General features: G+C 68.2%; 12 protein-coding genes. 5 read left to right on the top strand and 7 right to left on the bottom strand.

Features of this window, described 5'->3' with window-relative positions:
* Window positions 1-134: 134 nt before the first annotated feature.
* Entirely contained in the window at window positions 135-1,268 is a 1,134-nt protein-coding gene (locus tag QE388_RS07940; RefSeq protein WP_307384592.1) for a DUF4232 domain-containing protein, read from the bottom strand.
* Window positions 1,269-1,323: 55 nt separating this feature from the next.
* Entirely contained in the window at window positions 1,324-2,652 is a 1,329-nt protein-coding gene (gene rlmN / locus QE388_RS07935; RefSeq protein ID WP_307384591.1) for a 23S rRNA (adenine(2503)-C(2))-methyltransferase RlmN, read from the bottom strand.
* 214 nt (window positions 2,653-2,866) lie between these two features.
* Here rlmN and QE388_RS07930 point away from each other — a divergent pair, with 214 nt between their 5' ends.
* Complete coding sequence (locus QE388_RS07930; protein WP_307384589.1) at window positions 2,867-3,772, top strand: PRD domain-containing protein; 906 nt, start codon at window positions 2,867-2,869, stop codon at window positions 3,770-3,772.
* A gap of 15 nt (window positions 3,773-3,787) precedes the next feature.
* Here QE388_RS07930 and QE388_RS07925 read toward each other — a convergent pair whose 3' ends face one another.
* A complete protein-coding gene (locus QE388_RS07925) occupies window positions 3,788-4,366 on the bottom strand; it encodes a MarR family winged helix-turn-helix transcriptional regulator (RefSeq protein ID WP_307384587.1) in 579 nt (192 codons plus the stop codon).
* A 106-nt stretch (window positions 4,367-4,472) separates the two neighbouring features.
* On the opposite strand from QE388_RS07925, the gene QE388_RS07920 reads away from it, so the two are divergent.
* From QE388_RS07920 to QE388_RS07910, 3 genes are all read left to right on the top strand, one after another.
* Window positions 4,473-5,051 (top strand): NADPH-dependent F420 reductase, encoded by a 579-nt coding sequence (locus QE388_RS07920; RefSeq protein WP_307384586.1) that lies wholly within the window; start codon window positions 4,473-4,475, stop codon window positions 5,049-5,051.
* A 76-nt stretch (window positions 5,052-5,127) separates the two neighbouring features.
* Entirely contained in the window at window positions 5,128-5,997 is an 870-nt protein-coding gene (locus QE388_RS07915; RefSeq protein ID WP_307387085.1) for a VOC family protein, read from the top strand.
* 26 nt (window positions 5,998-6,023) lie between these two features.
* Window positions 6,024-6,440 (top strand): pyridoxamine 5'-phosphate oxidase family protein, encoded by a 417-nt coding sequence (locus QE388_RS07910; RefSeq protein ID WP_275800218.1) that lies wholly within the window; start codon window positions 6,024-6,026, stop codon window positions 6,438-6,440.
* A gap of 64 nt (window positions 6,441-6,504) precedes the next feature.
* Here QE388_RS07910 and QE388_RS07905 read toward each other — a convergent pair whose 3' ends face one another.
* From QE388_RS07905 to QE388_RS07890, 4 genes are all read right to left on the bottom strand, one after another.
* Entirely contained in the window at window positions 6,505-7,341 is an 837-nt protein-coding gene (locus QE388_RS07905) for a PRD domain-containing protein (RefSeq protein ID WP_275800220.1), read from the bottom strand.
* A gap of 66 nt (window positions 7,342-7,407) precedes the next feature.
* Window positions 7,408-8,871: a glycoside hydrolase family 1 protein gene (locus QE388_RS07900; RefSeq protein ID WP_275800222.1), complete on the bottom strand. Its 1,464-nt coding sequence runs from the start codon at window positions 8,869-8,871 to the stop codon at window positions 7,408-7,410.
* A gap of 37 nt (window positions 8,872-8,908) precedes the next feature.
* Window positions 8,909-9,895 carry a glucose PTS transporter subunit IIA gene (locus tag QE388_RS07895; protein WP_307384584.1) on the bottom strand — a complete coding sequence of 329 codons (987 nt, stop codon included), beginning with the start codon at window positions 9,893-9,895 and terminating at the stop codon, window positions 8,909-8,911.
* Window positions 9,892-10,836 (bottom strand): PTS transporter subunit EIIC, encoded by a 945-nt coding sequence (locus tag QE388_RS07890; protein ID WP_307384583.1) that lies wholly within the window; start codon window positions 10,834-10,836, stop codon window positions 9,892-9,894. Before QE388_RS07890 ends, QE388_RS07895 begins: the two co-directional genes overlap by 4 nt.
* Before the next feature lie 357 nt (window positions 10,837-11,193).
* On the opposite strand from QE388_RS07890, the gene QE388_RS07885 reads away from it, so the two are divergent.
* On the top strand, window positions 11,194-12,438 hold the full coding sequence (locus QE388_RS07885) for an acyl-CoA dehydrogenase family protein (protein WP_307384582.1): 1,245 nt from the start codon (window positions 11,194-11,196) through the stop codon (window positions 12,436-12,438).
* Window positions 12,439-12,538: the final 100 nt, after the last annotated feature.

Below are 12,538 nucleotides of genomic sequence, written 5' to 3'. Positions count from 1 at the left end.
CATATGTCCGCCGAGACGCGGGCGCCGCGAGCACAAGACGCAAGTCAGCGTTTCAGGGAAGGAGACGCGAGTATCCCCCGGGGGAGAGGGAGACGGGAGTCGCGGGGCGAAAGGGGAGCGACGGGAGTCCCGGGTCAGCCCGGGCTGGTCGGATCGACGTCGACGGTCCACGCCGTGACGGCGACGGTCGAGCCCTCGACGATGTCGAGTTCGAGGGGCCACGATCCGCGCACCATGCCCGGTGTCTGCGCGGCCCACACCGTATTCGTCACGAGCGCCCCGTGCGGCGAGGCCGCGTCCCAGCCGAGGACGGTGACGGCTTCGCCTCCCGCCGGGATCTCGATGCGCTGCGGGCCGGGGTCCTGCGCCATGAACGACCCGCCGTGCTCGATCGTGACGTCGAGGAGGTGGCCGTTCTGGTCGCCGAACGCGATGTCGGGGTATCCCTCGATGACGCAGGGTTCTTCCGAGAAGTTGAAGAGGCGCAAGGGCATGCCACGATGCCCCGTCGCCGCGTCGGGCTCGCCCTTGAGGACGGTGGCCCTGTCTTCGGTGCACCACTGCGGATCGTCGGGCACGACCGCGTCGGCGGTCTCGGGCACGGGCACCCCGGGCGCGTCCGGATCGGGGAGCGCACCGAAGCTGGAGGCGGCGTCGATCTCCTGCTGCGCGGCCACCTCGGCCTCGATCGCGGCTTCGCGGCCGGCGTCGGCCACCGCGCCCGCGACGACCGCACCCACGAGCGCGACGGCGGCGGCGGGCAGGAACCACGCGGGTGTGCGCGCGGGTGCCGACTCCGCCGCAGTCCCTCGGGCGATGAGGGCAGGGATCCAGCCCGCCGCGAGCCCCCACAGGGCCCCCGCGGCGGTCGCGACACCGAAGCCGCTCGACAACAGCCCACGCGGGCCGAACGAGACGATCCACGACCACCCCGCACCGAGGTCGAAACCCAGCCCCACGAGGGCGGCGGCGAGAACGAGAGCGAACCACGATGTCAGCACCGTCGCCCCGTGACGCCGGAGCACCGCGGCGAGCGCCACGAAGACGACGAAGAGGACGACACCGCCGACGATGGTCGCGACGACGCCGAAACCGCCGCTCTGGTACGCGGTCAGGCTCGTCGGAACCAGCTCCGGCAGGATGCTCGACAGCTGGGCGACGCCGTTCGGGATCTGCAGCAGGGCGTCGCGGATTCCGGCGGTGGCGATCCACAGGACCGCCGCGACGGCGGCCGCCACGAGCAGGCGCGGGGTGAAGAAGGTACGCATCGTCCTCATCCTGGCGTACACCGTCCCCCGCGAACCGGAGGATCCGCCGCGAGCCTCAGCCGACCGGCGTCGCCGCGGCGGCGACCTCGTCCTCTTCGGTCGCCACCAGCTGGCCGCACGCGCCGTCGATCTCTTTGCCGCGGGTGTCACGGAGGGTCGTCGGGATGCCGGCGTCGTTGAGGCGGCGCACGAACTCGTTCTGCACGGGGACCTCGGATGCCGTCCAGATCGAGCCCGGGGTCGGGTTCAGAGGAATCGGGTTGACGTGCACCCAGCCGCGACCGCGGGCGTTCAGCTTGTCGGCCAGCAGGTCGGCGCGCCACGCGTGGTCGTTCATGTCCTTGATCAGGGCATATTCGATGGAGACGCGGCGCCCGGTCTTGTCGAAGTAGGCGCGGGCGGCATCCAGTGCCTCGTCGACCTTCCAGCGGGAGTTCACCGGGATGAGCTCGTCGCGCAGACCGTCGTCGGGCGCGTGCAGCGAGAGGGCGAAGGTCACCGGGATGTCCTCGTCGGCGAGCTTCTTGATCGCGGGTACCAGGCCGACGGTCGACACCGTGATGCCGCGGGCGCTCATGCCCAGGCCGTGCTCCTTGTCGACCATGACGCGCACGGCCTGCATCACGCGGGCGTAGTTCGCGAGCGGCTCGCCCATGCCCATGAAGACGATGTTGCTCACGCGCTCGGGCACCTGGCCGGGTCCCTGAGCCTGTCGAAGGGTCTTGCCGCCCAGGCCACCGGCGGCGATGAGCGCGTTGGCGCGCACGATCTGCTCGATGATCTCGGCCGCCGACATGTTGCGCGTCAGGCCCGCCTGCCCGGTGGCGCAGAACGGGCAGTTCATGCCGCAGCCCGCCTGCGACGACACGCACAGGGTGATGCGGCCGGGGTAGCGCATGAGCACCGACTCGACGAGGGCGCCGTCGTGCAGCTTCCAGAGGAACTTGATCGTGTCGCCGCGATCGGTCTCGAGCCGGCGCACCTCGGTGAGCAACGGCGGCAGCATTCCCGCGACGAGCTCTTCGCGACCGGATGCCGGGAGGTCGGTCATGTCGGCGGCATCCGAGGTGTAGTGCGTGAAGTAGTGCTTCTCGAGCTGCTTCGCGCGGAAGCCGGGGAGGCCGAGCTCCTTCACCTTTTCGACGCGCTCCGCGGCGGTCATGTCGGCGAGGTGCACGGGCGGCTTGCCGCGCTTGGGGCTCGCGAACTGCAGCAGCGGACGCCCGGTCTCGTCCTTTGCCTGCTGCCAGCCTTCGGTCTTCGGCCGCACCTGGCGTGCCGGAGCGGTCCGAGGACGCGTCTCGCGGATGCCGGTGTCGGCCGGCGCCCCCGCGGGGCGCGCCTGCCGGGGCGTGGTGGAGCGCACGGGGGGCTGGTCAGTCATGGTTTCCAGGGTACCGGCCGCGCCTGCGCCGTGGCTGGGCGCGGCGCAGGCGCGTGAGTTGCCGCACTTGGTCGCCTCACGCGGAGTCACGCGACAACGCACGGCAACTCACGAGCGCCCGCACGGACACTTGCCGCACATCGCCACCACGAGCAGCACCAAGCGACAAACCGCGGCAACTCACGCGCGACGCCACCGCCCTAAACTTCATCCCATGCCCGGTGCCGGTGACGTCTCCCTCCCGCCCGGCGGCGTCCAGAAGCTTCTGAACAACAACGTCGTCGTGGCGATCGACGCCGACGGTCGCGAGCGCGTGCTGATGGGGCGGGGCATCGGCTTCCAGCTCAAGCACGACGGGCGCATCGACCCCGCCAAGGTCGAGAAGACGTTCGTTCTCGAGCAGGGCAGCGACACCGCGCACGCGCAGAAGCTCCTCACCGACGCCCCGTACGCGCTCGTCGAGGCGGTCCTGCACGCCGTCGACCAGGCCGAGCGCGACCTCGGGCGCGACCTCGGGCGGCGTCTGCCGCTCGCCGTGATCGATCACGTGAACTACGTCATCGAACGCCTCGACCAGGGCATCCGCATCCCCGGCACCTCGATGCCCGAGCTGCGGATCCTCCACCCCGACGAGTCGCGCGCCGCGGAGCGCATGGCGGCCTCGATCGCGGCATCCCTCGATCGTGAGCTTCCGCCCGAGGAGGGCGTGTTCCTCACGATGCACCTGCTCAACGCCACGCGCGACGAGCCCAACGGCACCGCGGCGCTGCTGTTCCGCCGCGTGCAGCACGTCGTCCGCACGGTCGAGACGGGCTTCGGAGTCGTTCTCGACACCGAGAGCCCCGACTACGCGCGATTCATCCTGCACGTGCGGTTCCTGCTGCAGCGACTCGTGAACCGGGCGATGCTCACCAGCGGCGACTCGTCGTTCTTCGAGTTCGCGAAGCACCGCTACCCCCGCGCCTTCGGCATCGCCGAGGGCGTGAAGGCCTACGTGCTCGCGGCGACCGGGTCGACCCTGACCGACGAAGAGGTGCTGTACCTCACGGTGCACATCGAGCGACTCGCCACGAGCATGGGGCGTCCCGACGACACGACCCGTCCCGTCGCGTCCGCGTAGCCCGCGAGCGACCGGCTACGCCGCGGGATCCGCCGGGCACGCCTGCGCGCCTCCGGCGCTCTGCTCGCCCGCGGGGTCGGCCGGGCACCCCTCCGCGTCGGCCGGGTCGGCGGCGCACACGTCCGCCTCGGCGGTCACCGCCATCCGACGATCGGGGTCGAGCCTGCCCAGGATGGCGTACGAGATGTCGGCCAGCCGTTTCACTCCGCCGGGCTCGAGCGCGTCGAGGATCATTTCGCGCACGGCCGCGTCGAAGCCCGGCCGACTGCGGGCGTACACGCGCGCCCCCTCGTCGGTGAGGAGCGCATTCGTGGCGCGACCGTCTTCCTCGCACGCGGCCTTGTGCACGAGCCCCTTCTGGGCGAGCCCGCTGACCACGCGCGAGAGCCGCGGCAGCGTGGCGTTGGTACGGGCCGCGAGGGCGGTGAGCCGCATCCGGTTGCCGTCGGCCTCGGCGAGCGCCTCGAGGAGCGAGAACTCGAACGCGGTCACGCCCGCGTCGACGAGGTGACGATCGAGCGCGGTGGGCAGGAGCTCGAGCAGTGCCCGCAGCCGCGCGATCGCGACGCGTTCCTCGTGGCTCAAAGCGTGCATACCTTCGATCCTATCTTTGGTTGCACCTACAAGTACATGTCGTATAGTTGCAGGTACAACAAACCGGGCCGTCGACCGAGGGCCCCCGGCAGAGAGGACAGACGAGATGTCGAGCTTCACCATCATCGGAACCGGCAACATGGGCAGCGCGATCGGAGGAGTGCTCGCCGCGGGCGGTAACGACGTCGTGCACGTCAGCCACGACAAGCTCGCGACAGCGGCGATCGACACCGACGCCGTGATCCTGGCCGTCCCCTACGGCGCCATCGCGGAGATCCTCTCGACCGTGGGCGACCGACTCGCCGGCAAGGTCGTCGTCGACATCAGCAACCCCCTGAACTTCGAGACCTTCGACTCGCTCCTGGTCCCCGCCGACAGTTCCGCCGCGGCAGAGCTCCAGGCGAAGCTGCCCGACAGCTCCGTGGTCAAGGCCTTCAACACGAACTTCGCCGCGACCCTCTCGGCGGCGCAGCTGGGCGGGGTGGCGACCACCGTCCTCGTCGCCGGAGACGACGACGCCGCCAAGAACGTGCTCATCTCGGCCGTCACCGCCGGCGGAGTCGCCGCCCTCGACGCCGGCTCCCTCAGCCGCGCCCGCGAACTCGAGGCGATCGGCTTCCTGCAGCTCACCCTCGCCGTGAGCGAGAAGGTCGGCTGGAACGCCGGCTTCGCCGTCATCCGCTGACCCCGAGACGCCCGAGCACCGGAGGTTCCTCGTGACCATCGCCACCGACGACCGCATCCTTCACCCCGACACGACGATGGGGGCTGTGACCCTGCGCGTCGCCGACCTCGAGATGATGTCGCAGTACTACTCCTCGGCCTTCTCGATGGAGCCGCTGCAGGAGCGTGCCCGCGGTCGCGAGGTGCACCGCGTGCTCGGGCGGGCCGACACCCCCCTCGTCCGCCTCGTCCACACCCCCGATCTCCCGGTCGCGCGCCCCGGCGAGGCGGGCCTGTTCCACACCGCGCTGCTCTTCGACGACCCGGGCTCCTTGGCATCCGCCGTCTATCGCGCCGCGCAGCATCCGCGAAGCAGGTTCGCCGGGTCGAGCGACCATCACGTCAGCGAGGCGTTCTACTTCACCGACCCCGAGGGCAACGATGTCGAGCTGTACATCGACCGCGACCGTTCGCAGTGGGGCCGCTTCGGACGCGCGATCTGGATGACGACGGAGTACCTGGATCCGAACGACTATCTGCGTCGCCACCTGCCACCGTCGCAGGGGGATGCCACACCCGCCCGCGCGGGACGCGTCGGGCACGTGCACCTCCAGGTCGGCGACGTCGACCGGGCGCGGGCGTTCTACGTCGACGCGCTCGGATTCGAAACGACGCAGTCCGACATCCCCGGTGCGATCTTCGCCTCGGCGGGCGGATACCACCACCACGTCGCCATGAACACCTGGCGCAGTGCCGGTGCCGGCCCCCGCGCGGCGAGCCTCGGGCTCGGCGACGTGTCGATCACCGTGCCCACCCCGACCGAGCTCGAGGCGCTCGTCGCGCGACTGAGAGAGAAGGCCATCCCCTTCGCCGCGGACGGTCGCGCCGTCACCCTCACCGACCCGTGGAACACTTCCGTCACGGTGGCCCTCCCCGACGACTCCGTCGACGAAGCCCTCTCCCGCTGACCGACCCATAACAAAAGGCGAAACACATGCCGGAATCCCCTCTGCCCGAGGCTGCGCTCGAGTTCCTGCGCAAGCCCAACCCCGCCGTGATGGCGACCGTGAACAAGAAGGGGCAGCCCGTCTCGGTGGCGACGTGGTACCTCCTCGACGACGACGGACACCTCATGTTCTGCATGAACACCGACCGCGCCCGTCTGAAGCACCTGCGCGAGAACGGCCACGTCGCCCTGACCGCCTTCGCCGCCGACGACTTCGGCAGCCACCTGTCGCTGCAGGGCCACGTCGTCTCGATCGAGCCCGACGAGGGCTTCGCCGGAATCGACCGCCTCGCCCGCCACTACCTCGGCACCGACTACCCGGCCCGTGAAGACCCGCTCGTCACCGTGCGGGTGGCCATCGACAAGTGGTTCGGGTGGTCGGGCGGTCGCCTGCGCGAGTTCTGATCCGACACCGCCACCGCCACCGTTCCGACGCCCGAACACGCCACGGTCACGGTCACGGTCACGGTCACATGGTCAGACGGCTGACGTGGAGTGTGAGGTAGAGCACCTCGTCGGTCGAAAGCGCTCGATCGAACCGAGCGGCGAAGAGATCAGCGATGCGCTGCGCCGCTGCGTACGCGTCGGGACGCGAGGCCCGCAACGCCTCGAGAAGGGAATCGTCGCCGTCCCCCGCGACGATGCGCCCTGACTGTTCGCGCGCGAACAGAAAACGCAGGTGAGTGACGAACCTCGCGACCGGCGCAGACTCCTCGTCGATCGCGAGACCGAAGGTGCTCTGGACGATGTCGAGGGTCTGGCTCAGCACCTGTGTCATCTGCAGGGCCGCCTTCACATCGGCGTCGCCCAATTGCGCGTTGACGAAGTGCAGCGCGAGGGGGATGGCTTCCTGGTCGGGCAATCGCATACCAGTTCGATGCTCGATGATGTCGAGCGCACGCTTTCCCACCGCCGCCTCTGCGGGATACAGCTGTCGCACCTCCCACCGCAACGGGTAGTCGATCGGCGTGGTGCCCTCTGCAACGCGTCGCAAAGCGAAGGAGATGTGGTCGGCCAGGGGCAGCAGGACGTGCCCGCCGATACCTTTGCCCAGGATGCCGCGCGCCACGCGCAACACCTCGTCGGCGAGAGCGAGGTGTTTGGAGGGGATGTCCCGCAGCAGGGCGACGATGCGCTCGACGCTGGCGGAGGGCCCCGGGGTGAACCGCTTCTCGACGAGACGCATGTCCACGGTGGAACCCGCCCGCACGTGGAACCCCACGCCGCGACCCATCAGGATCTGCTCGATCCCGCGGCGGTCCACCGCCAGGACGACCGAGTTGTTGAAGACGCGCACAACCTGCATGGTGAATGACTCCGCGGTCTGTCGGGAACCCGGGCCGAGGGGACACCCCGGCCCGGGCGCTTCGGCTCAGAGGTTCTCGCCGTGTGAGGCGATGAGGTCGCGATACCAGAAGAACGAGTCCTTGCGGATCCGGGTGAGGGATCCTTGCCCGTAATCGTCCTGGTCGACGTAGATGTAACCGTAACGCTTGCTCATCTGCGAGGTGCCGGACGAGGGGAAGTCGATCGGCCCCCACGAGGTGAACCCCACCACCTCGACGCCGTCGGCGATGGCCTCTCGGATCTGCTCGATGTGCCGGCGCAGGAAGTCGATACGGTACGGGTCGTGGACCGAGCCGTCGGCCTCGACGGTGTCGATCGCGCCCAGGCCGCACTCGACCACGAACAGCGGCAACTGATAGCGGTCGTACATGCGGTTCAAACTCGAACGCAGGCCGACAGGGTCGATCGGCCATCCCCACTCGCTCCCGTCCTGGAGGTAGGGGTTCTTGACCGCGCCGAGCAGCGAACCGTACTCGTCGTCCGCCCCGTCACGGTACAGCGAGACGTGCGAGACGTAGTAGCTGAAAGCGATGTAGTCGATCGTGCCGTTTCGCAGCGCCTCGGCATCGGAGTCGTCCACCTCGATCGAGATACCCGTATCGGCGAAGTATCGCCGAATGTAGCCGGGGTACTCCCCTCGCACGGCCACGTCGGTGTAGAAGAGATTGCGCTGATCCTCCTTCACCGCCTGGAAGGCGTCCAAGGGCTTCGGGGTGGCGGGGTAGGTCTCGATCCGATTGACCATGATGCCGATGCGGCCTCCGTCGGGCAGGATGCGACGAGCCTCGGCGACCACGAGCGCGCTCGCGACGAGCTGGTGATGGCTCGCCTGATACGCGACTTCGTGCAGAGGACGATCCGTGCGCTCGATCAGTACTCCCGCCCCCGTGTAGACATCGGTGAGGTTCATGTTGAGTTCGTTGAACGTCATCCAGTAGCCCACTTTGTGGGCATAGCGTTCGAGAACCGTGGTCGCGAAGCGGACGAAGTGCGCGATCGGCTCGCGACTCAGCCACCCGTTGTAGCGATCGACGAGTTCGACCGGCATCTCGAAGTGAGACAGCGTGACGACGGGGGTGATCCCTTTGTCCAGCATTTCGTCGAACAACCGGTCGTAGAACTGCAGTCCGGCTTCGTTCGGCTCGGTTTCCAGACCCGTGGGGAAGATTCGGGTCCAGGCGATCGAGACCCGCAGGGCGGTGAACCCCATCTCGGCGAAGAGCGCGATGTCTTCGGGGTAACGGTGATAGAAGTCGATGCCCCATCGCTTCGGATGCACGCCCCCGTCGGTACCGGCCCGATTGGCCGCGAAGTCGGCGGCGCTCACGCTGAACGTGAAATTGTCGGCGCCGTTCTCCACCTCGGGTTTGAATGCGGCATAGTCCGCGGTGGAGGCACCCTTTCCGTCGACGCCGAACGCGCCCTCGATCTGATTCGCGGCGGTGGCACCGCCCCAAAGGAAGCCGTCGGGGAATCGCAGCTGAGTCATACGTGGTCCTTTCGATAGGGGAGATGAAGGAGGAGTGTCACGCGCGCACGCGGAACAGCGGAGTGGATGCCGCGACCACGCCGCGGCCGGCCGCCTCGACGTTCGTCGGGTCGGCCTCGTTCGTGATGACGACGAGCGTCGTGGTGTCGTAGCCCGCCGCCTCGATGGCCGCGATGTCGGCGGTCGTGAGCAGCTGCCCGACCTCGACCCGATCGCCGGCGGCCACAGCGGCATGGAAATGACGCCCCTCGAGCCGGACGGTGTCGATACCGACATGCACGAGGACCTCGACGCCCTCATCGGTGATGACGCCGAAGGCATGCGGCATGACGCTCACGATCTGACCGCGGGCGGGTGAGACGATCCGATCCGATGCCGGGCGCACGGCCGCTCCCGGTCCGATCGCGCCGCTGGAGAAGGCGGGCTCTGCGACGTCGTCGAGGTCGATCGCTTCTCCATCCACGGGTGACGCGATGTCGATGAAGGCCGTCGACCCGGCCGAGCGCGCCTCCGTCCGACGCAGGCCGCCTGCGGAGACAGGAGCAAGGGGGACGGATGCCGAGGCCTTGGCATTTGGTGCACCGACTCCGGCACTGTCGTCGTCGATGGGGTCTTTGAAGCCGAAGACCAGCGTGAGCAGGAAGGCGAGAACGGTGGCGCCGACGGTACCGATCACCTGCAGGGCGAAGTTGCCGTAGTTCAGGTACACGGGAAGGGTCATGAATGACGGCGCCACCACGGCTCCCGCAGCGGAGCCGCCCCACGCCGCGAGGCCACCGCCGAGCGCACCGGCGATCGAGGCGAAGACGAAGGGGCGCTTCAGGGGGAGAGTGACGCCGTAGAGGATCGGCTCGGTCACGCCGGCGACGAGGCCGCTGACCGTCGCGGGTCCGGCGACGGCCTTCAGCCGACGGCTTCGCGTGCGCAGGAACACCGCGAGCGCGGCACCACCCTGAGCCATCACGGCCGCCGGGAAGGGTGCCAGCAGGAGCGTATGCCCGGTGGTGGCGACGTCGTTGATCATGAGGGCGATGAGGCGCCCCAGTGCAGGCCGAGCACCACGATGAGCTGCTGGAGACCGCCGACGATGAAGCCCGCCAGCGCCGGGCTGAACGACCACAGCTGCGCGAGCCCTGCGGACAGCGCTGCGCTGAGCCACGTGGTCGCGGGGCCGATCGTGAGCAGCGCGAGGGGGAAGAGGGTCGCGACGACGATGAGCGGCGTCATGAAGTTGCGGATGGAGCTGTGCAGGATCCGCCCCAGCAGCTTCTCGTAGTGACTCTGCACCCAGACGATCACGATGATGGGGATGACCGACGATGTGTACGTCGTCATGATGACAGGGATGCCGAGGAAGTGCACCGAGTCGGCCGCAGCCAGGGCCGTAATGGCCGGGTAGATGAGCGCACCGGCGAGAGTGAGTGCGGTGAAGGGGCTCGCACCGAACCTCCGGGCGGAGGTGATCGCCAGGAACATCGGCAAGAAGTAGAAGACCGCGTCGGCACCGGCGTTCAAGATGACAGAGGTCTGCGAGTCCTGCGGCAGCCAGCCGAGCGCTGCGAGCGCGAAGAGAATCCCCTTGAGCAGACCCGTTCCCGCGAGCACCCAGAGGATGGGCTGGAAGATCGACGAGATCAGCTCGACGACGCGGTTGAAGATGTTCCTCGATGCGGCCGGCGCAGCGGGCGAGGGCGCCGTCTCTGACCGGGCGTCGGTCAGCTTGTCGAGCGCCTCCGCGACCTTGACCACGTCGTTGCCGATGACGACCTGGAACTGTCCGCCGCCCTCGACGACGGTCACCACTCCGTCGATCTTCTCCACCGCGTCCTTGTCCGCGCGCTGACGGTCGTTCAGGACGAATCGGAGCCGGGTCATGCAGTTGGTGACGGAGTGGATGTTCCCCGCGCCGCCGACCGCATCGACCACCTCCGTCGCCAGACGATCGAACCTCGTTGTCGTGTCCATGACTCTTCCTCGAATCTTCGGCGGACGGTTTTGCAGCCGCCCGAAGGGCAAAAAAAAGAGACCCAAGCTCTATACGAGCCGCGAAGCGACTCATCGAGCTTGGGTCTTGCCGGTGTATCCGTAACAATCCCAACCGGGTGCGCCCCGTCGGCGCACGAACGCGACTGTAGCAGGTGTGGACGAGAACGCAAGAGCGACGGCTCTGATGGATCGAATCGGGTGAGGGGGCGACGGGCTGCCAAAAAAGTCCAGAATTCGAAACACCGAAGTAACGATGATCGCTATAACATCAGTGCACAGCAATCGTTTGCACAAGCGCGACACCTACGTCGACGCATCCTCGTTAGGAGAGTGATAGTGAGCACCTCACTGAAAGAAGCGCAGACCATGGACGCATTTTTCGGCGCTCCCGGGCCTGATTATGACATCGTCGCGAAGGCGCGAGCGATGCAGCCTCTCATCCGCGAATACGCGGAGCAGGGAGAGAAGAACCGTCGCGTCGCCGACGAGGTCATCGAGGCGATGAAGGATGCCGGCCTCCTTCACATCTCGATCCCCGAGCGGTGGGGCGGGTACGGCGCGAACTTCCGCACATTCATCGACGCCGTCTCCGAGATCGGCCGTGCCGACGGCGCCACGGGCTGGGTGTCGGCGCTGCTGAACTCCTCGACATGGTTCGCCACCCTCTTCTCCGAACAGGCGCAGGAGGATGTGTTCGGGGCGAACCCCCGTTCCCTCGTGTCGGCGGTGCTCTCGCCCGGCGGCCCCTTCATGCAGGCGAACTCGACGAAGAAGTTCGAGCGTGTCGAGGGTGGCATCCGCGTGTCGGGCGAGTGGGGATACTCCACTGGTTCCCTTTACGCCGACTGGTCGATCGTGCCGGTGCGTACCGACACCGATGAGAACGGCCTGCCCGTCAACTCGCTCGTGCTCATCCCCAAGTCCGACGCGACGATCCGTGACACCTGGCACACCGTGGGCATGCGCGGGACCGGCTCGAACACCCTCGTCGTCGAGAACGTCTTCATTCCGGACCACCGCATCGAGCCCATCGGCAACTTCGCCGCCGAGCAGTACCCGCGCGTGTGGGCCGAAGAAGACAACTACCACGCCTCGTTCGTACCGGTCGCCGAGATCATTCTGAGCTCGGTGCAGATCGGCATGGCCCGCGGCGCGATCGACCTGACGATCGCCTCGGGCGAGAAGGCCGTCACGTACTCGGTCTACCAGCACGCCAAGAACTCCGTCGTGCACCAGATCGAGCTGGCGAAGGCCCAGTCGGAGGCGGATCAGGCGTACTTCCTCGCCGTCCGCACCGCCGCCGCGATCGACGCGGCCGCACGTGACCGTCGTCCGATGACGATCGCAGAGCGTGCCCGTGCTCGTATGGACAACGGTCAGGCGGCTGCCCTGTCTCGCAAGGCCATCAACCGGTGCCTCAGCATCACCGGCGCCTTCAGCTTCGCCGAGATCAACCCGCTCCAGCGCTTCTGGCGTAACAGCGAGACCGCGAGCCGCCACGCCCTCGTGCACCCCGAAATCGGTGCCGAGGTCTACGGCAAGGTGCTCTTCGGCGTCGAGGATCCCGTGCAGCCCTTCTGAGCACTGGTCTGCCGAAGCCCCCGGTCGTCGCCTCTGGCGTCGCCCGGGGGCTTCGGTCTGCCCGGATGCCCGACCGCTGAGGCACGTCGAGGCCGCCGGC

The sequence above is a fragment of the Microbacterium sp. SORGH_AS_0969 genome, from assembly GCF_030818255.1.
In the GTDB taxonomy this organism is placed as follows: Bacteria; Actinomycetota; Actinomycetes; order Actinomycetales; family Microbacteriaceae; genus Microbacterium.
The sequence above is the reverse complement of the archived record's forward strand: the minus strand, read 5'-3'. Positions and strand labels throughout refer to the sequence as shown.

Bases quoted from the DNA above. Each gene is read 5' to 3' on its own strand.
- QE388_RS07940 (WP_307384592.1), bottom strand. From the start codon at position 1,268: ATGCGTACCTTCTTCACCCCGCGCCTGCTCGTGGCGGCCGCCGTCGCG.
- rlmN (WP_307384591.1), bottom strand. From the start codon at position 2,652: ATGACTGACCAGCCCCCCGTGCGCTCCACCACGCCCCGGCAGGCGCGC.
- QE388_RS07930 (WP_307384589.1), top strand. From the start codon at position 2,867: ATGCCCGGTGCCGGTGACGTCTCCCTCCCGCCCGGCGGCGTCCAGAAG.
- QE388_RS07925 (WP_307384587.1), bottom strand. From the start codon at position 4,366: ATGCACGCTTTGAGCCACGAGGAACGCGTCGCGATCGCGCGGCTGCGG.
- QE388_RS07920 (WP_307384586.1), top strand. From the start codon at position 4,473: ATGTCGAGCTTCACCATCATCGGAACCGGCAACATGGGCAGCGCGATC.
- QE388_RS07915 (WP_307387085.1), top strand. From the start codon at position 5,128: ATGGGGGCTGTGACCCTGCGCGTCGCCGACCTCGAGATGATGTCGCAG.
- QE388_RS07910 (WP_275800218.1), top strand. From the start codon at position 6,024: ATGCCGGAATCCCCTCTGCCCGAGGCTGCGCTCGAGTTCCTGCGCAAG.
- QE388_RS07905 (WP_275800220.1), bottom strand. From the start codon at position 7,341: ATGCAGGTTGTGCGCGTCTTCAACAACTCGGTCGTCCTGGCGGTGGAC.
- QE388_RS07900 (WP_275800222.1), bottom strand. From the start codon at position 8,871: ATGACTCAGCTGCGATTCCCCGACGGCTTCCTTTGGGGCGGTGCCACC.
- QE388_RS07895 (WP_307384584.1), bottom strand. From the start codon at position 9,895: ATGATCAACGACGTCGCCACCACCGGGCATACGCTCCTGCTGGCACCC.
- QE388_RS07890 (WP_307384583.1), bottom strand. From the start codon at position 10,836: ATGGACACGACAACGAGGTTCGATCGTCTGGCGACGGAGGTGGTCGAT.